The following is a 20113-nucleotide window of genomic DNA, read 5'->3' on the forward strand; positions in this document are numbered from 1 at the left end:
GACTCATCCTTTCATGAGCAGTGAATGAAGTGGCGTGGGTTGGCTTGATCGGGGATGGAGACTTTTTCGATGCATCTTGATGCAGGAGCGCCAAGAGTGACCACCAGAGGACAGTGCCTCTAGGAATAGTCCAGCGGCTAATAGATCTGCGCTCCCACCGGGAGAGATTCCCGCGATTGTAAGAGTTTGGTCGAAGGCCCGTAGTTTTTTCATGCCCGAGGTGGTACCTGATCCGCCAGCAAGTAGTACTTCTCGGACGCCTTCGCGTACCAAGGCAAGTGCTGAGAGGCCGCCCCGGTGGACTACGCAGGTATCTTGCAGACTTGCCATGACGGCTAACAATGCATCGATGGCTGCCAGGTGTGGACCGTGCACGGCAAGGCGGGATTGATAGACCGGAAGGGCGATTGCTATCGCATGAGGGAAACCAGCTTTGGCTTCGGCACGAGCTCCGCCGATTTGGTAGATGCGTCGCACTCGTTCTCCATTTGAGATGGTGACGTAATCCGAAGACAGATTAGACGTCGAAGGGTCGGGTAGGGCTGCCAGTCTTGCGGCAATACCGGTTACCATTGCTGCGTCGCCACCACCTAGGGCTGCACTTGTGACGAGCAACCCGAGTGCCCAGAGTGCACCACGGTGAGTATTGACTCCGTTGGTGATGTCGAGCACGCGAGCCTCACCTTCCCGTCCGATTCTGCCAACTTCGCTACGGAGGTTGGATCCAAGCACTCCATAACGTCCAGCTAGCGCCAACTCAACGAATGTTGACCGCAGGGTCTCCGCTGAGGTTAGGAGGAGTTCGATGTCCATGTCACTGTGGGCTCCTGATCCGGCTGAGTCCACTAACCCTGGTTTGGGCGTTAAGTGTGCTTCGAATACAAGAGCATCGACTGCTAACTCGGCCAGAAAATGAGGGTCGCGCATAGGTGGCGTAAAAGATTTGCCGGAACTGATGTGAGTTGTTACCAACTTCGGAACCTTGCAGGTGGATTGTAGAGTCCGCCGGACCAGGCCACCAGGTCCTCTATAGTCTTAGCGGCCAGCAGGCGGCGATCTGCGCGACGAACATCTACTCCGAGATCAGATGGGAGTGAAACTAATCCGTCTTGGCGCAGTCTTTCGGTGGTACCCGCATTCCCAGTCGCTCCTACCGGGCTGACTCCAGCGATCGCGGCAAGGGCATCGCGTCGGTCTGCCAGGCTGTGAGCCCTCCAAAGATGCGCAATACCCTCTTCGGTGACCACATGGGTTACGTCGTCTCCATAGATCATCACAGGTGGAACCGGGAAGTTTGCCTTCCGACCGACTTCAAGTGCATCTAGAGACTCCACGAAGGTCGGTTCACCACCCCTTTGGAAGGTCTCGGCGACCTGAACCACCAGTTTCCGACCTCGTAGCCCTACTCCTTCTCCGCTCAGCAAGCTAAGCCATGCCGGGCTGGCGTGGCGACGGCCGTGCGGATCATGCCCCATATTCGGAGCACCACCAAATCCACTCAAGCGACCGGCTGTGACTGTGGAAGAGTTGGCATCAGCATCGATTTGCAGCGACGAACCGATGAATAGGTCAACCCCATATTGCCCGGCGAGTTGAGCCAGGACCCGATTGGATCGCAAGGAGCCGTCGCGTCCGGTGAAGAAGATGTCTGGGCGATTCGCTACGTAGTTCTCCATCCCTGGCTCACCCCCAAAACACGCAACCGACTCAACCCACCCGCTCTCTATGGCCGGGATGAGGGTGGGGTGAGGGTTAAGTACCCAGTTTCGAGCGATAGTGCCGCGCAGTCCGAGTTCTTCGCCATAGGTGGGTAGCAACAGCTCGATAGCGGCGGTATTGAATCCGATACCGTGGTTGAGGGAGGTCACTTGGTGGCGCTCGTAGATCCCGCGTATGACCATCATCGCTTGAAGGATGTGGATGGGGCCGATGTGGCGAGGATCTCGTGTGAAGAGAGGCTCGACTCGATAGGGGTCAGGGCTGACGACTACCACATCGACCCAGTCAGCTGGGATGTCGACTCTAGGAACCCTCGCCACCCGTTCATTCACCTGTACCACCACAAGCCCACCACTGAAGGCGGTTGCCTCGGCGATGGTCGGTGTATCCTCCGTGTTGGGCCCGGTGAATAGGTTCCCTGCTTCATCGGCCTGCTCGGCGCAAAGAAGTGCCACCTTCGGTATAAGGTCGACGAACATGCGAGCATACAACTCCACATAGGTGTGCACTGCGCCGACTCGCACCACACCATCCTCTATCAATTGTGAAATTCGTAGGCTTTGCGGACCTGAGTAGGCGAAGTCAAGTAACGACGCCAGTTTGCGTTCAAAGAGGTCGAGATGAGTGGGAAGGCTGACAGAGGAGATCAGCATGTGCAAGTCATGGATTTTCTTCGGGTCGAGTCCAGCAAGTGTTGTTGCGAGGAAGTCAGCCTGCTTTTGGTTGTCGCCCTCGAGTGCCACCCTGTCACCCGGCTGGAGTAGGAGTTCGAGCACCTCGGACATTGTGCTGGAGTCGACGTAGACGCCACGCATGAATCCAGCGATTCTCTCGAGACGAGCTTGTTTGGATGCACGACGGTTTGACCAGGTAGTAGCAGAACCCGAGACTCTCGCATCTTTGTTATCACTAGAACCTGGCATAAAGCTACTATAGCGTTGATCAATATTGGCGTGTACTACATTGATTACATGATAACCAATACCGAATTGCATAGATCTTCGGACGAAGGACGGGCGTGACGGCACCAAAGAGCGAGTTGGTTCGGCTAAGGCATATCCTCTGCCCGCAGCTAAGCGAGTTCGTCGAGATAGCGCGGGTGGAGAATCTCACTTCGGCCGCCCGTTCCCTGGGCGTTCAACAGCCCACTCTCAGCAGGTCACTTGCCCGGCTACAGCGCCAACTTGGGGTGCCTCTGTTCGTGCGACAGGGAAGATCGATTCGTTTGACTAAGCAGGGTCGTTCTCTTCTGGCGTGTGGAGAGAGAACCTTAGCCACTTTAGAGACCGGAATTATGGAGTTGATAGCGGACGACGATCCTGTCATCGGGCTTGTCCGGTTCAATTTCTTGCGCAGCTTTCGTGCCCGGGCCGTGCCCGATATCCTCAAGGGGTTTCGACGCGATCACCCTGGAGTTCGCTTCTCGCTAGGACAGGGGAGCACGGACTCCATCGTTGCAGCTATTACCGAGGATCGAGTGGATATCGGCATAGTCGCGCCTCCTTCAGTTGATCACCGAGTGACGTCGGTGCAGCTGTGGAGCGAGCCTATGGAGCTGGTAGTTCCCTCTAGTCATCGTCTTGCCGACGCTACAGAGGTTGACCTGACAGATGTCGCTGATGACGAGTTCATCGTTTTGCAACAAGGGTATGGTACGCGTACACTCGCCGATCTCCTGTGCACGCGGGCCGGGTTCAGTCCACGAGTCGCCTTCGAGACCGAAGACGTTACGCTTGCACGAGGTCTCGTGGAGGCTGGGTTTGGAGTGGCGCTTCTCCCGTCCATAGAGGAGGAGACGCACAAGGGTGTCGTCGCCCTTCGACTTGTGGATCCCAAGGCATCACGGAAGGTATCTTTAACCTGGACCTCTGAGCGCCCCCTCGGCGAAGCGGTAGTAACCTTTCGCAACTTCGTCATTCAGCTCTTCTCGGGAGCATCAGATCCAAACACATGAGGAGGTGTACCTGGCTATCGTTAACGGTGTCGACTAGGAGAGATTTACCAAGATGTATGGTCAAGCAGAGTGATCTGCCCTGTTTGCTGAGGAACTCCAAAGCGCTCCGCTACGAGTGGCATAGGTAAGCGCGGTTCGGTGTCCCATTTGGTGAGCAAGTCCAGCCGATGGGCCAACTGGAACTCAAGGGACCCTCGGGCGTGTTTATGCACGCTATGATCTATGGGTCAGGTATCGGCCGCATCGGAACACCCTCCGACATCTCTAACGCTGTCTCTTTCCTTCTAAGCGGCGAGGCATCATTCATCACCGGAACGGATCTTCTAATCGATTGTGGAGTGGTCGGGTCGATTACGACGAATCCTCCGCAGCGTCTGCTCAACTAGAGAGGTAGCGCGCACGGTTCCGAACTCCTTTTTGATGGGTTTCCAACACAAAATTTAGAACTCAGAAACCGTGCGCGTCTCTCGTATAGGCATTTCAGCCCGAAATACCCCGTTGAATAGGGACTATGGATCAAATCCAGGCCAAATCTATCCACATGAATGTCAATAGAGCCGACCTTAACCTCGCTGCCATGAAACGGAGCATGGGAAGACGGGCATTCCGCCGTTCGGTATCTGATGCCGGACTCGGAGCCTTTCGACCAACGCTTACCTACAAGGCAGAACGTGTGGGAGTGAAGGTAGTCGTTGTAAATCGCTTCTTCCCGTCATCACAGATCCACCACAACTGCGGAGGCAGACTAACGGGTGCAAAGCTCGCTAAAAGGCTGACCTGTGATACCTGCCACGTTGAGGTAGATCGCGATGAGAATGCTTCGCTAAATATCCGTGACTGGTCGGTTATCAGTTGTGGGCTAGTTGAGTCCAGCGCCCTGTTCGTTCCCAGGCCATTTGGTACAGGCGACAGTTCAGATGATGGGATGACTCATCACCTGGAGAGAGCATGTAAGACCGGTAGCAATACTGGCCGTGCTCGGCGAGGCAAGAACAACCCTCGAAGGAATGAGCATGAAGTCCGAGACGAGAACCTTGAAAAAGGTGCATCTAAGTGAGTGACTCACCATTTATCACTCAGATGCAACGGCTGACGGTGTAGCTGCGATTGGGCTGAAGTTCAGAGATACCGTACTTTCAGACACGATCGAGCATCAGTGGCGTATGACGTGCGAGCACATCAAAATTAGCATCGGCCTGGAGAAGCGGTATGTGGGCGCGAATAGCGTGGGCGGCAATGAGGCAGTCGATCAACTTACGAACGGTCTCACCGCCGCGGCGGCATCCTCGGTACAGCGCGGCGGCATCCTCGTAGTCGGTTGGCGATGTCTCAAGAGTGGTGGCACGTGCAAGAAGGCCACGCAGGGACCGGAGGTGGGCTTCGTCGCGCGCCCCTGCAAAGACCTCCATACGAACCGGATCGCAAGTAGCAATCTCTAGACCAAGTAGCTCGGTAACCCTCTCACAGCTCGGACTCCCTGTGTCGCGCAGGAACTCGATCCAGGCTGAGGTGTCAACCAAGATCATCCGGCTCGGCTGGAACGCTGCGCGTCAAGGTCGCCCTCCCACCCTGACCCGCGCAATCGAAGGGCCTCATCGAGGTCAAGTGCTTCCAAGGCGATGGTTCGCAGAGCGAAATTTACCGCCTCCCGCTTGGTGGAAAGGTGGTAGCGGCGCATCACCGCATCACAGGCCTTGTCATCGATATCAATGTTGGTGCGTGCCATACACATAGCATACACATATGCTGTCTCTGCTCTCATCAGACCCAGCATCAACTTTGGTCGTGAGTCGTACCCAGGTAAGCAAGCCGTTTACTGCGATGTGGGCACACAAACCCGGCCGCTCCGGTTAAAAATAGCGGTCTTCGTCGCGCATCCACTGAATCCAGTAATTACGTGCCTCTTCGCCATCGTGCTCAAGTCCATGCCTTAATCGTTCTCCACGTGGTGTTAATAACAAGTACCCGTAATTCTTGAAACCTATAGATGGTATCTTGTTTCCAGTTCAATTGTGGTGCATACTGATGTCGTCAAATTATCAACGTATGTCAAGAGAGAGGAGTCTCCAAGAAGCCCGGGGCGGTTCAGTTTCAGTACTCCCATGATGGAGTTCGAAGCTGGGCGTACGATACATCCCTACCGTCAACTGCTAGACCAGGATATTCCACGAGCGGTACCGTGGCAATGCTGGTCGGCCCCACCGGCGGGCTTGATCTATTTTTGGCACCAGCGCCCGGTACTGCCAGCTCTCCAGCGACGCTGTGGCAAAGCAACAGTAGCGGAGGAAGTTGGGTTGGCCATAGCGTTCCGTGTGGATTCTCTCCCTGCGCGGTGGCGCTTGCCGTGGGGCCAGCAGGAGAACTCGTAGCCGGATGTGGGAGCGAGCCTGGGACAGGTCAGCAGCCAAAGTCCATCGCTGTTTCGTCGAACAACGGGACAACTTGGAAGACGGTGCTTGCTTGTCAATTTTCCTTAACGATCCCTACCACGTGTCTCCACTCTCCGCTCGTCAATGGATATCTCGGTGAACTCGTAGTGCCCATTAGCACAAGAATCGTTCTTGTCGGCTCGAGAAGCCCCCTACTCGTTTCCTCCAACGGTGGTACAAGCTGGGCACCTTCGCCAAGTGTCGCCGCCGATTGCAGAGGAGGTACGCTTCAAATCCATTTCCTCAACTCCCAAGTGGGATTCTTACTTGGTGACGACGCGAACCTAGGAGAGGATCCGGTCATCTGGCGCACGAGCGATGGCGGTAGCTCCTGGACGACGGTAAGCTCGCAACGGAAGTGACAGAACCCGTCACTTCCGCCCTCACCTCTCCCCGTTCATTATTTCCTGGGTTTGTCGTTGTCTCGGCGTGGTTCTAGACTACAAGTTTTTGAGACCTCAGATTCGTCCGTATGATGCTCACGCTCAAGGTGATGTAACCCTAAAACCCCATACTCATCCCGGGAGAAGTGCTCGATCTTAGCGATGTCCACTTCTAGACGTCGCAAAGGACTAATACGTAGCACAGTTAGCGCAATGATACAGCCAACGAATGGGCCGACAATGTATACCCAGAATCCATGCCAGTCACCGGAGACGACCGCCGGGCCAAGGCTACGAGCTGGATTCGTGCTCGTTCCCGACAGCGTTGCCTCCAACCAGACCATGATTCCATAGAGCGGAGGGAAGAGTAGCGGGGTAAATTTGCGAATGCGCTCTACGCCTAGCACGCTGAAGAGCGCAACTACTAAGACAAAAGTGGTGCCGACTTCACCCAATGCGGCATTGAGCGAGCCGTATTTTACAGAAGGTAGCGTTGCGCCAAATGCAACGCTCTTCCCCACCGGTCCCCACAGGAGTAAAGGTACCGATCCGAGTACCGCTCCGGAGAGCTGTGCAAGAATGTATCCTGCAGCAAGCGGGGTAGAGATCGTACCTCGAAGGCGGAACGCTAGGGTCACCACTGGATTGATATGAGCTCCACTGCGCTTGCCGATGGACGAAAGAGCAATGGAGCCTCCCACAGAGCCGAAGAGAAATCCGGTCAGAGCGCGACGAACTGAGTTGCTAGGAACCCATCTCAACATCGGGCTCCCATGGCCGAAGTTGAGGATGACGATCGAAAGACCAGCGCCCAACAACAACGCGGTGCCAATGAACTCCGACAACAGTAGCGGCCAGGGCACCTGAGCGACAAGGGATCGCTTCGTTTTGCCCACCTTGTTCTTGACCGTATCTGAGCTCACTGATACTCAAGGTAGTTGGTTGGGAGGAGGCTCTTTCGGTTTCGCCTCACAAGTGGACTCTGACAAGGATTTCTTTGGTCGCAAAGATGGAGCGTCGGAGCAAGGAGACGTTGCCTGTTGTGGTTGTACTGTGTTGGTAATGCGATCGTTGCTCGAGTGAAGAGGTTCTACACCTGGAGAGAGCATGTAAGAGCGGTAGCAATACTGGCCGTGCTCGGCGAGGCAAGAACAACCCTCGAACGAGTGAGAGTGAAGTCAGAGACTAGAACCTTGTAAAGATTGCATCATGACGAGTACACTCGCTATTTATCGCTCAGATGCAACGGTGAAGCGAGTGATCTGGCGATCGTTCGTTCGTGACTGTGCTACGCTCTACACTGGCGGCGGGGGCAGTGGACGCCAAGTCAGATCCGAGACCATAGCGAAATGGCTTGTCTTGCGCTTCTCCTGAACGAAAGGGTGAAATCGAGCGTGTATCACCCGAGCGTGATGCACCTGATTCTTCGTGAAAGGTAAGCAAGAGATGGCCTCAATTGTTCTCGAGAATGTCACCAAGACATACTCGAACGACTACTGCGCAGTGAAGGATTTGAATTTGGCCGTGAACGACGGAGAGTTCATGGTCCTCGTGGGTCCGTCGGGGTGCGGCAAGACGACGGTGCTCAGAATGGTCGCCGGACTCGAGGATATATCCTCTGGGAGTCTCCTGATGGGAGATCGGCTGGTAAACGATCTCGAGCCAAAGGACCGCGACATGGCGATGGTGTTTCAAAGCTATGCCCTGTATCCTCACATGACGGTAGCGGAGAACATCGGCTTCGCTCTGCGGATGAAGAAGCTTCCCAAACAGCAAGTTCGCAAACGAGTGGAGGACGCAGCCGAGATACTCGGCCTCACCGGCCTCTTGGATGCCAAGCCGAAACAGCTCTCGGGAGGACAGCGCCAGCGAGTCGCTATGGGTCGAGCTATCGTGCGCGAGCCGAGTGCATTCCTGATGGACGAGCCGTTGTCGAACCTCGATGCGAAATTGCGAGTCAAGATGCGTGCTGAGGTGAAGAGAATTCAGGCTCAGCTGGGGGTGTCGACGATCTACGTCACCCACGATCAGATGGAGGCCATGACGATGGGGGATAGGGTCGCCGTGTTGCGGGACGGCCTCCTTCAGCAGTGTGATACCCCGCAGAATCTCTACGACAATCCGGTCAGTCAGTTTGTGGCCGCCTTCATTGGATCTCCCGCCATGAATCTCTACGAGGCTAATCTCTTGGAGGGAGCGCGAGCGCTGCGTCTTGGGTCCCAGGTTCTTGAGCTGCCCGAGTCCGTTCGGATATCGCACCCCTCGCTCGTCCGCTATGGAGGGGGACGGATTACCGTTGGTATCCGGCCAAACGATCTTCGTGTGGCGACCCAGAACGACGGCTTTACCTTTACGGCGGAGGTGGTGCTGCTAGAGGCGCTCGGGGCCGAAATTCTAGTGCACTTCACCTTGGATGCGACTGCAGCCAAGGTCGAGGGCGCTGTGGAGGACGACGGTGAGATTCTGATTGGGGGAGGCGAGGGTGTGGTGCGCGTTGAGCCGGACCTCCCTGTCCACGTTGGCGAGCGGCTTGTGCTGTCGCCGGACTTCGAGCGCCTGCATTTCTTCGATCCAACGACAGGGCTTGCAGTGGGGAAAGGGCCGCTCACGCCCTAAGTGAGGTGGGCTGCGAAAAATATTTTGCTGAAATGCACACGCGGGCGTAGCAGTTGTGATAGTGTTTCGTTACTTTGTTGGGGGGCAGTGCTTAAGCGATTAAGCAACCGGGCTCGCGCAGCATCAAGATTAGGGGGCGATTTTGAACTCGAAGAGTGGGAATGGGGACCATCGCTTAAGCGCTTCATCACGTCAGATGCAAGACGGTGATGGGAAGCGGCGAGTGCCACAAATTGAGGACGTAGCTCGTGAAGCTGGGGTTTCCATCGCTACGGTCTCCTACGTGCTCAACGAACGAGGACGGGTATCCGCGGCCACGCGGGAGCGGGTGCGCAAGGTCATCCAGGATCTCGGCTATGTCTCGAGTGCGCGCGGGAGGTCGCTGGCGTTGGGGCAGTCCCAGACCGTCGGTTTGTTTGCCAGTCAGGACATGGTGAATTCCGAGGGGTTTGCACCGCTCGTGAGCAGTCTGACGCTGGCACTTCTCGACAAGGGATATCATCTACTGCTACTCGGTGGTGAGGTCACCGGCGGCGTCAGCTCACTCCGCGAGGTAGCGGACTCCGGTCGAGTGGACGGAGTGGTGGTGATGGCCCTCGACGGGGAGGCGCTCGGTTGGGAGTCGTCGATCCATATTCCACTGGTGCTGCTTGGGCCGGGTGCACCGGGCTTCGCCAGAGTCGACGTCGATCATGGCGCGGCGGCGCAGCTGGCGACAAGGCATCTGTTGGACCTGGGTCATCGACAGCTCGGTCTGGTCACTTACCCGTCGGCTCTTGCGGAGCTATGGGAGCGCGCCTGTCAGGGCGTGGTCACCGATGTATCGGGTACCCTGGTTACGCTCTCGGGTCCTCGTGGTTTTCGCGGAGGCTACGAGGCTGCCAAGGCGCTGCTGACCGGCATTGGGAGGCCGACTGGCCTAGTTGTGTTAGACGATGCAATGGCTGAAGGTGCCATCGCTGCGGCCGGTGATCTGGGAATCGGAGTGCCTGAGCGACTCTCGGTCATTGGTTATGGCAACACCCATCATGGGGCGCAGGCGTTTCCCCCGATCACGACCATCTCGCCTCACTGGGAGGCCCTAGGGAGTGTGGCTGGGACCACCATATTGGATACCCTAGAGGGCCATAGCTCGGCGGGCGGAATCGTGGAGCCTACGTTAGTGGTTCGAGAGTCAACGGCACCGGCTGGATCGTTTGCAACGCCTGAGGTCGACATGGAAGAGCCGGTCATCAAGTCTGGGCCTGCCTTCGCACTCTGGTCCAAGCAGTTGAGTATGAGCCCAGCCAGCGGGCGCCACGGGTTGTATATAGGCGACACCCGCATGCTCTCGCTGTATCAGGTGAGAGCCGATGGTAGGCCGCTGACGCCAGCGGCGGTTGAGCACGACGGTAGCCAGATTCGCGCAAGCTACATCACCAAGACGGCCGCTTCCACCTTCCGGATGATGCGAAGGATCACCATTGCTCCCGATGAACTGGTTGATGAGTGGAGTTGGAACTGGTGGGGTCCAGTATTTCCCGTGGTCATAGAGCTTTCGGTCGCGTCGGACTTTCAGGACATCTTCGCGGTGCGTGGCATGACCCCTGGGGGGCATGGAACGGTGGTCTCGCGCTCGGATACATCGGCGATCGACATCGTCTACGAGGGACGAGATGAGATCCGAAGGTCGGTCCGCATCGGTGTGGACCGGATGCCGGCACAGATGACGGATTTCGGATGGTCATGGAGCCTTCCGGTCGAGCCATCGAGCGGTGCCCTTACGATCACCACGAACTGGTCCAATCCTGTCATCTCCTTGATGCCCTCGCGAGAGATACCCTGGCCGCTCGTGGAGATGCGCGATGCCGATTGGACCGGTGCCCTGCGTCGCGCACACGAGGATCTTGCGATGCTGACAACGGTTTACGAGGGAGAGCTTGCCCCGATGGCGGGATTGCCCTGGTTCGGTACCCTCTTCGGCAGAGACGCGATCATCACTGGATTAGAGACACTGACATTTGCGCCCGAGCTCTCCATCGGAGTTGCCAGAGTCTTAGCTCGCCTGCAGGGTACGCAGGTACGCCTCGAGACCGAGGAGGAGCCCGGGAAAATCATTCATGAGCTCCGCCTGGGGGAGATGGCGCGGGTAAAGGAGATTCCCTTTGGGCGCTATTATGGCTCCGTCGATGCGACACCTCTCTTCGTTACCCTGGTGGCACGCACCTGGCGCCGGACTGGAGACCGATCGTTCCTAAATGAGATGTTGCCGGCGGTTGAACTCGCCATCGAGTGGATTAGAACGCAGCGCAATGAGGAGGGCCTTTTCGAGTTCCACCCGAGGAATGCGGAGGGGCTCCTGGTCCAGTCCTGGAAGGACTCCTCTGACTCCATGGTCTTCGCGGATGGCTCCCACGGGGCCCCGCCGCTTGCCGTGGCCGAAGTGCAGGGGTACGTCTATCAGGCCTTCAAGTCCTTGGCGATGACGTATCGGTCGATCGGACGAGTCGAGGAGGCCGAGGATCTAGAGATCGATGCCGAGGCGGTCCAAGTGGCGTTTCATGAGGCGTTCTGGCTCAAGGATCGTGACTACTACGCGCTGGCGGTCGACGGCATCGGACGACAGCTCGATTCGCTCTCCTCGGATCCCGGCCAGTGTCTTTGGAGCGGGATAGTACCCAAGCGGTATCGTGAGCCAACCCAACGGCGGCTGCTGTCGCCGGCGCTCTTTTCGGGATGGGGAATCCGAACGCTGGGCTCCTCTGAGTCGGCATATGACCCCTACAGCTACCACCGGGGTAGCGTCTGGCCCCATGACACCGCTCTGATCGCAGCGGGGCTGCGAGCCAGTGGCGATCTGCTCGGAGCGGGACGGGTGGCACGCGCGCTGCTGGATGCCGCCGCATCGTTTCCCCAGCATCGCTTGCCCGAACTCTTCTCCGGAGAAGAGAGAGGAAACAGGGGCCCGTTCCCGTATCCGGGGGCGTGCTCTCCGCAGGCCTGGGCAGCGGGGGCGGTCTGGCAGGTGACTGCGACGCTGCTGGGGATCGAGGTGGATGCCATCGAGCGGATCGTCTCGCTTTCGCCGCTGGAGGTCGCGAGAACCCATCCGATTCGGATCCGAGGTTTGCCAGTCGCGGGTTCTCTAGTGGATATCGAGTGGGACGCAGGTCATGTGTCCTGCTCCGAGCTCCCAGAGGGCTGGTGTATCGAGACCGCTCCGCTTTAACGGGTAGAACGACGACGGTTGACAGAGTTATTGAGCAGTTAGTTGAACCTTAGTAGTCATTGAGTATCTCCTAATGGGAGGAAAGGAAGTAGACGGTGAACAGAGTTATTCGCAGATTAGTGCAGGGGTCGGTTTCCCTATCGTGCCTGACATTGTTATTAGCGGCTTGCGGGGGGACTTCGAACGCCTCATCGTCATCGAGTAGTGGGCCAGTGACGATCACCCTCTCAGGGTGGACATCGTCCCCGGTAGAGGCGCAACTCTTACAGAAGGACCTCAGTGGATTTAGCAAGCTATACCCAAATATTCATGTGAATTACCGACCTATCTCGGGTTCCGGTAGCAACTATGAATCGGTACTACGTACGAGATTTGTTGCCGGCAATGCCCCTGACGTCATCTATGTCAATAACGGAGGCGAGTCGAGCACATTCATGGCGGATCATGTTTTGGTTCCTCTCAACTCCTACATCAAGGCATCACATTTCTCAATCGGTGATTTCTACCCCAGTTCCTTGGCGCTGTTCAAGAAGGGAGGTAATATCTACGGAATACCCAAGGACCAGTCGCCGCTAGCACTGTTCTACAACACGGCTATGTTCAAGAAGGCAGGGATCAAGAGCCCTCCGACCACCTGGGCCCAACTCGCTGCCGATGCCAAGATCCTTACCAATCCGTCCCAACATGTCTATGGTCTGATCAACTCGGTGCAGGAGCCACGGTGGGCCGAGTTCTTGTATCAGAGTGGTGGTGGCGTGATGAACTCGACGATGTCAAAGTTCACCCTCACGAGTCCGGCTTCGGTCAAGGGTTTTCAGTTCTTTGTAAACCTGTACCGCCATGGTTACGCCACTGTGCCCACCAGCGTAGGGGCGAGTTGGGGCGGGCAGGCCTTTGGCATGGGCAAGGCCGCGATGGTGCTGTCGGGTGACTGGTTGGTCCCCTTCTTGAACCAGACCTATCCAAAGATTCACTTCAACACGGCGGTGCTCCCTTCTGGTCCGGTGAACAACATCTCGCTGACGTTTCCAGTGGCCTATGCCATCACCAAGGACTCGAAACATCCGGGAGCATCCTGGAAGCTGATCTCCTATCTGACCAGCCAAAGTGGTATGACACGTTGGATGAATCTGGGATTGGCCCTTCCGACACGCAAGTCACTCGTGAGTCTGCCGTACTATAAGAGTCATCCGGTGACCGCCGGACTGCTAGAGCAGCTGCCCCACACCATTGCTTGGACGTTCCCCCCTGGATTCGTTCAGTATTCTTCGACGACTATGGTTGACCAGGCTACCCTGGCCATCGAGGGTAAGGAATCTGCCGCGCAGGCGTTGGCGAATATGCAAAAGGCTGGACAGGCGATATTGAGTTCCCAGGGATAGCACAGAGTAGGATTTCGTGACGGTACTTACTACCTCCAAGACCCCTGCCGCGGCGTCACCGCAACGCAGCGGTAGGGGCCCCCTGCGATTGTTCAAGCCATCGAGAAGAGCACGAGACGCGCGTATTGGCTTCGCGATGACGCTCCCGGGTGTTGCGATACTCTTCCTGTTCACGCTTGGACCAGCCCTGTATGCCTTCTACCTGAGCTTGTTCTCCTGGTCGCTGCTCAATCATATGCATTATGTTGGTTTGTCGAACTTTGGATTCCTGTTCACGTCGCATCTGTTTTGGACCGCGGTCGTAAACACCGTTACCTTTGCGTTGGTGGTAGTTCCCACACAGACGATCGTGGCGCTGTGCATCGCGGTGTTGTTGAATCAGAATCTACCGGCCAAGGGGTTCTTTCGGCTCGCATTCTTCTTCCCCGCCGTGAGCTCATCGGCGGTGATATCGATAATATTCATGTGGATCTATAACAAGTTCGGAATTCTGAATGGCTTTCTCAGTATTATCGGTATCCACGGACCCAACTGGTTGGCGAATCCGTTGTTCGCGCTGAAGGCCATCATGATTATGAATATATGGACGACATCCGGATATTTCATGGTGGTATTCCTCTCGGGATTGCAGGCGATACCACAGAATATCTACGATGCCTCGCAGATGGATGGTGCGAGTGTGTGGCAGCGATTCATTCATATCACCGTTCCCTTGCTTCGACCGACAACCTTCTTCGTGGTTATCATGGGCATGATCGGCACTCTGCAGATGTTCGATCAGTCCTTTATCTTGTCCGGTGGGACAGGGGGACCGCTTCACTCGACGACCACGATCGTATTGCTGATCTACCAGTACATATTCAGCTATGGGAAGGTCGGTTATGGCGCGGCGGCGACGGTTCTCTTGTTCGTGTTGACGATGGGGATCACCTTAGTGGTGACGAAGTGGCTTGGGAAGCCGATCGAGTATTAGGTGTGATGATGCAAAATACAAGGCGAAGATCACGGCGTATCAGGCGTCATATTTCACGGTGGTTCTATCTGGCCATTCTTACCATGGGTGCGCTGGTGATGTTCATTCCGTTCGCATGGAGCCTTTCGACGTCGCTGAAGCCATTATCGGAGTCGCTGGTCTATCCCCCGGTGTGGATTCCCCATATCTTTGACTGGGAGAACTACGTCAAGATCTGGCATCTTGTACCGCTGGCGCGGTGGTTTGGCAACAGTGCCATCGCCGCCATTGGGGTGACGATTGGCAATCTGATCTGTGACTCCATGGCTGGTTATGCACTTGCACGCGTTCAGTTCCGTGGTCAGCGGTTGATGTTCATTGGCGTGCTGGCGATGTTGATGGTGCCATTCCAGTCGGTTATGTTGCCGGTATACATTCTGCTACGTGCCTTTGGTCTGCTGGACAACTATTATGGGCTCATCATTCCCCTCGCGGTGCAAGCGGTTGGCATCTTCTTGATGCGTCAGGCCTTCTTGAACTTGCCGAGCGACCTTGAGGATGCCGCCATTATGGATGGAGCCGGCAGGTTTCGAATGTTTTGGCAGCTCAGCCTTCCACTCGTGCTCCCGTCATTGTTGACCCTAGCTTTGATCTCATTCATGTTGTCATGGAACAACTTTCTCTTGCCATTGCTGGTTGCGAGTAGACCGCATCTTTGGACAGTTCCCCTTGGTGTGGTCATGTTTCAACAGGAGTACTTCGTCAACTGGCCATATCTCATGGCAGCTGCGGTGATGACGACGATTCCGGTGGCGGTTATCTTTCTCGTCTTCCAGAAGTGGTTCGTCCGTGGAATAGCAACAACGGGCATGCGCTAGTGCGGCGGTCCAGGGCGCGTGCACCTTTGCATTTCGGACCACGACCATCGGGGCCTACGAATCATTATGGCCCGAGGCGAAACCACCGATGAGTGACGCACGACCGTCGAGTTAGCGTAGACGTAGCTTCGCCCGTCATCATAGGTAAGTTCGCTGATTGGATCAAGTGCTAGTCGATGACCTGGGATCCCGGTTGGGTGGCCCCAATGTAAATTCTCAAGGTTGAGAGACGTGTTTTGCCAGTGTGACTTTGAATGTCGAGGACGATGTTGTGGTTTCTCTATGTTCTTTTGTCGAAGTTCGTTTGGACCTAGTGCGTGGTGGACGTGGGTAGCACTCGCGTGGGGTCTGTGATACGGTGGTGGCGGGCGTCGTCTGCCATCGGGGTTACTCGTCGAGGCTCACACCCCCGTGCTCTGGCTTCTTGTTCTCCAGTGATGACCGGATCTCGGGACTTGATTATCCGTCGGCAATCGCGTTTGAAGATCGATGATTGCTCAATCCTGCGCGTTCAGGCGTCGATGCTATTGAGAGAGTTGGCCGAGTTGTCTTCGAGGTGGGCGATGACGTTGGGAGTCGTAGAATTAGGAGCCTTTACTGCAAATGGGATCCGACGTTCTTCTGCAATGCGAAACATGAGTAGATGAACGGTATCGGAGCCTGATAAGTCCATCGCTTCTAGGACCTCGGTAGCGCGTTAGAGATTAGCTGCCCGGACTGCACCTCGCTCAACATGGGAGCTACTACGCATCGACATTGTTCGTTTCGATCATCGAGCCGACAGATACAGAATGACTCATCGGCAATCGGAACTGTGTGTATCGACGCAGTTCTGCAGCCGGCAAGCTCCTCGGCAAGTGGTACAATGAATTGTACTAACGACGAAGAGAGGGTAATCGTGACCATCACCGCCAGCGAGGCCCGCAAGAACCTGTTTCCGCTCATCGAGCAAGTTAACGATGACCGCCAGCCGATCGAGATCACCTCTCGCCGGGGCGATGCTGTGCTCGTGTCGCGAGCCGACTGGGACGCGCTGAACGAGACGGCCATGCTGCTGCGAGTGCCTGCCAATGCCCAATGGTTGATCGAGAGCCTGGCCCAAGCTCGCGCCGGTCTACGGGAAGAGCACACCCTCGATCGGAGCTAGGTGCGCCTTGTATTCACTCCTCGCGGATGGAAGGACTACGTTTGGTGGCAGGCAAATGACCGTGCAACCCTGAAGCGGATCAATCGCCTGATCGACGATGCTCTACGCGATCCGACGACGGGTATTGGCAAGCCGGAGCCGTTGCGCCATCTGCTCGCCGGATGCTGGTCACGGCGGATCGATGAGGAGCATCGGCTGGTGTATCTCGTAGATGGTGAGGACTTGATTGTTTTACAGGCCCGTTACCACTACGAGGCATAGAATGCTGAGGAGCGATGTGGATCCCAAAGCACGACCGCCCCGCCGTATGCTCGCTCGCGGATCCTGCAGAAGTGCAAACAGCTCTTCGATACGGAAGTTCTGTACGCGTCCCACAAGCCGTTCAGCTACTGGAATGGCGATCCTGCACCGCGACCGTATGCGAGGATGCGTTGGCGATAGGTCAAATAGGGTACCGACCGGTCGAGTGGCCCTCTATCACCTTCTGCGCAACGCTCACGTTATCTTGATGAGCAAAACCTCCATGGGGATAGAGAAGTTCAAAGTGACCAAGTCGAGCGATTTAGCTCTCGTGGTACCATCAAGTCAACCCAGAAGGAGGTGACCTTTGACCGATATATACACTTCAGGCGATCCTTCCTGCACCCTCCTGGGGGCGGCATACTTCAGCGAGAATGGTCGGCAGGTATAGCGAGAATACGCACAACTAAGACCTCGGTTCTGCTACTCGCAGGCTTATGATCATCGTCGTGCCACCTCCGGCAGTGTCGTCGAGCGTGAGTTCACCTCCCATGGCTTCAATGAACCCTTTGGCCACCGCCAACCCAAGACCTACACCATTGTCGCTATCTTGATGACCGAGCCGTTGGAAGGGCATGAAGATGCGGCTCCTGTCTACAGCTGCTATGCCTGGCCCTCGGTCGACGATCCGCAGTTCCATCCAGTCATCCGGTTGGTGACCGGCGACGACACGCACCGGGGTATGTTGGCTCGATGCAGAGAGAGCGTTGGCCAATAAATTGGCGACTGCTCGCTCAAGCAATGGCGGGTCTGCTTGTACTTGAGGCAAAGTTTCAGGTACTTCGAGGTCGAGCTGGTGATCGCTGGGCGGGAGGGAGATTAAAGCGGCTGAGACGATCTCGTTAAGTGCCACTGGCTGGAGACGAACGATGAGCGCTCCAGTCTGTATTCTACTCATGTCTAGTAGGTTGAACACCAAGGCGTTGAGGCGATCGACTTCGGCATCTATCGTTTCGAGAAGAGTCCTAGCGGCTGTCAAGTCCCATGTTGCGTCGTCCGGGAGGAGGCTCGTTACCGCCACCTTAATGGAAGCGAGCGGTGTTCGAAGATCGTGACTGACGGCGACCAGTAGCGCTGTGCGCACATCATTGGCCTTGGCCAGAGCCGCTGCCTCGGCTGCTTGTTCTCGAAGCTGCCGGTTGGCTACAGCAACCGCTATCTGGGTCACGAAGATGCTGAGCATCTCTCGATCCTCGGCCCGTAACCGCGCAGAGTCAAGCACCAGCAGCAGGTCGGAGCCTATCGGTATGCTAAGAGTTGCTTCCTTGGGCGAAGAGGGTGGATGTGGTCCAGTTGCGATTTCTGGAGTCCAACCCTCGTCAACGGCACGTAGAACAGCGACCCCGTCTACTAAGAAGGTGCTGTATATCTCCTCCATCAGGTCTGGCAAGGGATCGGATAGATTTAAAAGTGCGCTCGAGGTTCGAGCCATCGAGGCCGCCTGGGAGCGAATGCGATGTGCATCAAACGAGCGACGGGCGACGAGGCCGACCTGGACGATAACAACGCCTGCTATCACAAGGAAGATAGAGAGGGCGATGATGTCCCGAGGATCCGTGATGGCAAGGGCATGGGTTGGTGGACTGAAGTACCAGTTGAGCAGTAAAAATCCGCCGATCGCGCCGATCACACCAGGGCCGACACCACCTATGCCGGCTCCGGCAATGACTGGTAGAAGATAGACGAGTGACACTGTACCGAGGGGTAAATGACCCCGTATGGATGTCAGGCCCAGCGTGACCAACGGAATCGCGACGACAACCACCAACAGTCCAACAATCTGCCGACGCCAGCTGATGACGCCTAGCTCTCGCCTAAGCCATCCAAGGCCCCACCAATTGGGCCGTCGCTCCCTTCTGGGTACACGATCACTCGGCTGCTCGGGTTTCAAACGGACAGGTGGGGATATGACATGAACGTCGAGTGCCTCGCCGGATTTAGCGATCACCGAGTTGATCACCGAGCCCGCACTTAGGCGTGCCCATCTGGATCGGTGGCTTGTCCCCAACACGATCTGGGTACAATTCTCCGCTCGAGCTACTTGTATTAGCGCTTCTGCGATGTCTGAGCCAAGAATTTCACGATAGATTCCGCCGAGCTCAATGACCAGGGAGCGCTGTCGTTCAAGGTCGTCGGGCCTTGACTGAAGGATGCCGTCGCCAGAGCGGATATGGACAGCAATCAGATCACCCTTGACACGCTGAGCCATGCGGGCGGCTCGACGGATGAGGTGTTCGCCGTTAGCGCTACCGGTCAACGCAACCAGCACCCTTTCCCGGGTTTCCCAAGGTCCGTCTATGCCGTGACTATGACGATACTCCTGAATTCGTGCGTCTACGTCATCAGCAACCCACAGTAGAGCCAATTCACGCAGAGCTGCTAGGTTGCCCACACGAAAGTAATTGGCGAGCGCTATATCAATACGTTCGGGGGGATAGATGTGGCCATGAGCCATCCGCCGACGGATTGCTTCGGGGGTCATATCTACTAGTTCCACTTGTTCGGAGGCTCGCACAAAGGTATCGGGAACCGTCTCTCGCTGTGGCACTCCGGTGATGGTGGTTACCACGTCATTCAAGGACTCAAGGTGCTGGATGTTTAGTGTGGAGATCACGGTAATGCCAGCATCGAGCAAGTCCTCGATATCCTGCCACCGCTTTCCATGTACACTTCCCGGCACGTTGGTATGAGCCAGCTCGTCGACAAGAACCACTGAAGGCCGTCTCTGGATGATGGCCTCAAGATCCATTTCCAGTAGTGTTTGATTTCGGTAGACGAGAACCTTAGGCGGCACCACTTCGAGATCTCGCAGCTGCTCAGCCGTCTCGCTTCGATCATGCGTCTCCACCCAGCCCACCACGACATCGGTGCCACGACGATGACGACGCCAGCCCTCGTTTAACATAGCGTACGTCTTCCCAACGCCGGGAGCTACCCCTAGATACACCCGTAGTGACCCTCGTGTCATGACGCCATCATATCTTGGTCACCCATAAAAATTGCGTCAATATCTGGGAGACTGACGTCAATAACTGGTAAAAAATATTGCTCTAGGCCTATCCGATAAGTTAGAGTTCTCGCTTGTAGTTCTGTGTAACTAGCGGGCTCTTTCTGCTCGGTGAAGGTGATAAAGAAAGAGACGCAG

At 56.3% G+C, this 20113-nt stretch carries 17 protein-coding genes and 1 pseudogene; 11 read left to right on the top strand and 7 right to left on the bottom strand.

Features of this window, described 5'->3' with window-relative positions:
- Positions 1-3 precede the first annotated feature (3 nt).
- On the bottom strand, positions 4-972 hold the full coding sequence (locus FEAC_RS08240) for a triphosphoribosyl-dephospho-CoA synthase (RefSeq protein WP_201773875.1): 969 nt from the start codon (positions 970-972) through the stop codon (positions 4-6).
- On the bottom strand, positions 966-2642 hold the full coding sequence (gene mdcA / locus FEAC_RS08245; RefSeq protein WP_035389430.1) for a malonate decarboxylase subunit alpha: 1677 nt from the start codon (positions 2640-2642) through the stop codon (positions 966-968). The genes FEAC_RS08240 and mdcA overlap by 7 nt, the downstream gene beginning before the upstream one ends.
- A gap of 95 nt (positions 2643-2737) precedes the next feature.
- Here mdcA and FEAC_RS08250 point away from each other — a divergent pair, with 95 nt between their 5' ends.
- The 3 genes from FEAC_RS08250 to FEAC_RS08260 all read left to right on the top strand — a co-directional run bounded on the left by FEAC_RS08250 (position 2738) and on the right by FEAC_RS08260 (position 4730).
- Complete coding sequence (locus FEAC_RS08250; RefSeq protein WP_052566079.1) at positions 2738-3673, top strand: LysR family transcriptional regulator; 936 nt, start codon at positions 2738-2740, stop codon at positions 3671-3673.
- Positions 3674-3840: 167 nt separating this feature from the next.
- Entirely contained in the window at positions 3841-4059 is a 219-nt protein-coding gene (locus FEAC_RS08255) for an SDR family oxidoreductase (protein ID WP_035389388.1), read from the top strand.
- A 125-nt stretch (positions 4060-4184) separates the two neighbouring features.
- The gene (locus tag FEAC_RS08260; protein WP_081901079.1) at positions 4185-4730 is read left to right on the top strand and encodes a zinc ribbon domain-containing protein; all 546 of its coding nucleotides are present in this window, start codon (positions 4185-4187) and stop codon (positions 4728-4730) included.
- A 79-nt stretch (positions 4731-4809) separates the two neighbouring features.
- Here FEAC_RS08260 and vapC read toward each other — a convergent pair whose 3' ends face one another.
- The 3 genes from vapC to FEAC_RS08280 all read right to left on the bottom strand — a co-directional run bounded on the left by vapC (position 4810) and on the right by FEAC_RS08280 (position 7408).
- Positions 4810-5193: a type II toxin-antitoxin system VapC family toxin gene (gene vapC, locus FEAC_RS08265; protein WP_160290365.1), complete on the bottom strand. Its 384-nt coding sequence runs from the start codon at positions 5191-5193 to the stop codon at positions 4810-4812.
- 2 nt (positions 5194-5195) lie between these two features.
- Positions 5196-5399, bottom strand: coding sequence for a type II toxin-antitoxin system VapB family antitoxin (locus FEAC_RS08270; protein WP_152623145.1), 204 nt, complete (start codon positions 5397-5399; stop codon positions 5196-5198).
- Between the two features lie 1103 nt (positions 5400-6502).
- On the bottom strand, positions 6503-7408 hold the full coding sequence (locus FEAC_RS08280) for an MIP/aquaporin family protein (RefSeq protein ID WP_052566080.1): 906 nt from the start codon (positions 7406-7408) through the stop codon (positions 6503-6505).
- 523 nt (positions 7409-7931) lie between these two features.
- On the opposite strand from FEAC_RS08280, the gene FEAC_RS08285 reads away from it, so the two are divergent.
- The 6 genes from FEAC_RS08285 to FEAC_RS08305 all read left to right on the top strand — a co-directional run bounded on the left by FEAC_RS08285 (position 7932) and on the right by FEAC_RS08305 (position 15521).
- Positions 7932-9101, top strand: a complete 1170-nt coding sequence (locus FEAC_RS08285) for an ABC transporter ATP-binding protein (protein ID WP_035389380.1) — start codon at positions 7932-7934, stop codon at positions 9099-9101.
- 223 nt (positions 9102-9324) lie between these two features.
- Positions 9325-12309, top strand: a complete 2985-nt coding sequence (locus FEAC_RS08290) for a substrate-binding domain-containing protein (RefSeq protein ID WP_160290366.1) — start codon at positions 9325-9327, stop codon at positions 12307-12309.
- Between the two features lie 73 nt (positions 12310-12382).
- Complete coding sequence (locus FEAC_RS16085; RefSeq protein WP_269078258.1) at positions 12383-12514, top strand: hypothetical protein; 132 nt, start codon at positions 12383-12385, stop codon at positions 12512-12514.
- 7 nt (positions 12515-12521) lie between these two features.
- On the top strand, positions 12522-13691 hold the full coding sequence (locus FEAC_RS08295; protein ID WP_052566082.1) for an ABC transporter substrate-binding protein: 1170 nt from the start codon (positions 12522-12524) through the stop codon (positions 13689-13691).
- A gap of 16 nt (positions 13692-13707) precedes the next feature.
- Positions 13708-14664 carry a carbohydrate ABC transporter permease gene (locus tag FEAC_RS08300; protein ID WP_201773876.1) on the top strand — a complete coding sequence of 319 codons (957 nt, stop codon included), beginning with the start codon at positions 13708-13710 and terminating at the stop codon, positions 14662-14664.
- 8 nt (positions 14665-14672) lie between these two features.
- A complete protein-coding gene (locus FEAC_RS08305; RefSeq protein ID WP_052566086.1) occupies positions 14673-15521 on the top strand; it encodes a carbohydrate ABC transporter permease in 849 nt (282 codons plus the stop codon).
- 511 nt (positions 15522-16032) lie between these two features.
- Here FEAC_RS08305 and FEAC_RS16380 read toward each other — a convergent pair.
- Positions 16033-16206: pseudogene (locus tag FEAC_RS16380) on the bottom strand (type II toxin-antitoxin system RelB/DinJ family antitoxin); the annotation flags it as partial.
- Positions 16207-16419: 213 nt separating this feature from the next.
- Between FEAC_RS16380 and FEAC_RS08310 the strand changes: the two are divergent.
- On the top strand, positions 16420-16668 hold the full coding sequence (locus FEAC_RS08310) for a type II toxin-antitoxin system Phd/YefM family antitoxin (protein WP_035389379.1): 249 nt from the start codon (positions 16420-16422) through the stop codon (positions 16666-16668).
- Positions 16669-16929, top strand: coding sequence for a Txe/YoeB family addiction module toxin (locus tag FEAC_RS08315; protein ID WP_035389378.1), 261 nt, complete (start codon positions 16669-16671; stop codon positions 16927-16929).
- Positions 16930-17374: 445 nt separating this feature from the next.
- Here FEAC_RS08315 and FEAC_RS08320 read toward each other — a convergent pair whose 3' ends face one another.
- Entirely contained in the window at positions 17375-19936 is a 2562-nt protein-coding gene (locus FEAC_RS08320) for an ATP-binding protein (protein WP_035389376.1), read from the bottom strand.
- Positions 19937-20113 lie beyond the last annotated feature (177 nt).

Source organism: Ferrimicrobium acidiphilum DSM 19497 (assembly GCF_000949255.1).
In the GTDB taxonomy this organism is placed as follows: domain Bacteria; phylum Actinomycetota; class Acidimicrobiia; order Acidimicrobiales; family Acidimicrobiaceae; genus Ferrimicrobium; species Ferrimicrobium acidiphilum.

Excerpts from the sequence above, each read along its gene's own strand:
- FEAC_RS08285 (WP_035389380.1), top strand. The coding sequence starts at position 7,932 with ATGGCCTCAATTGTTCTCGAGAATGTCACCAAGACATACTCGAACGAC.
- FEAC_RS08255 (WP_035389388.1), top strand. The coding sequence starts at position 3,841 with ATGGGCCAACTGGAACTCAAGGGACCCTCGGGCGTGTTTATGCACGCT.
- FEAC_RS16085 (WP_269078258.1), top strand. The coding sequence starts at position 12,383 with ATGGGAGGAAAGGAAGTAGACGGTGAACAGAGTTATTCGCAGATTAGT.
- FEAC_RS08305 (WP_052566086.1), top strand. The coding sequence starts at position 14,673 with ATGCAAAATACAAGGCGAAGATCACGGCGTATCAGGCGTCATATTTCA.
- FEAC_RS08270 (WP_152623145.1), bottom strand. The coding sequence starts at position 5,399 with ATGGCACGCACCAACATTGATATCGATGACAAGGCCTGTGATGCGGTG.
- FEAC_RS08260 (WP_081901079.1), top strand. The coding sequence starts at position 4,185 with ATGGATCAAATCCAGGCCAAATCTATCCACATGAATGTCAATAGAGCC.
- FEAC_RS08320 (WP_035389376.1), bottom strand. The coding sequence starts at position 19,936 with ATGACACGAGGGTCACTACGGGTGTATCTAGGGGTAGCTCCCGGCGTT.
- mdcA (WP_035389430.1), bottom strand. The coding sequence starts at position 2,642 with ATGCCAGGTTCTAGTGATAACAAAGATGCGAGAGTCTCGGGTTCTGCT.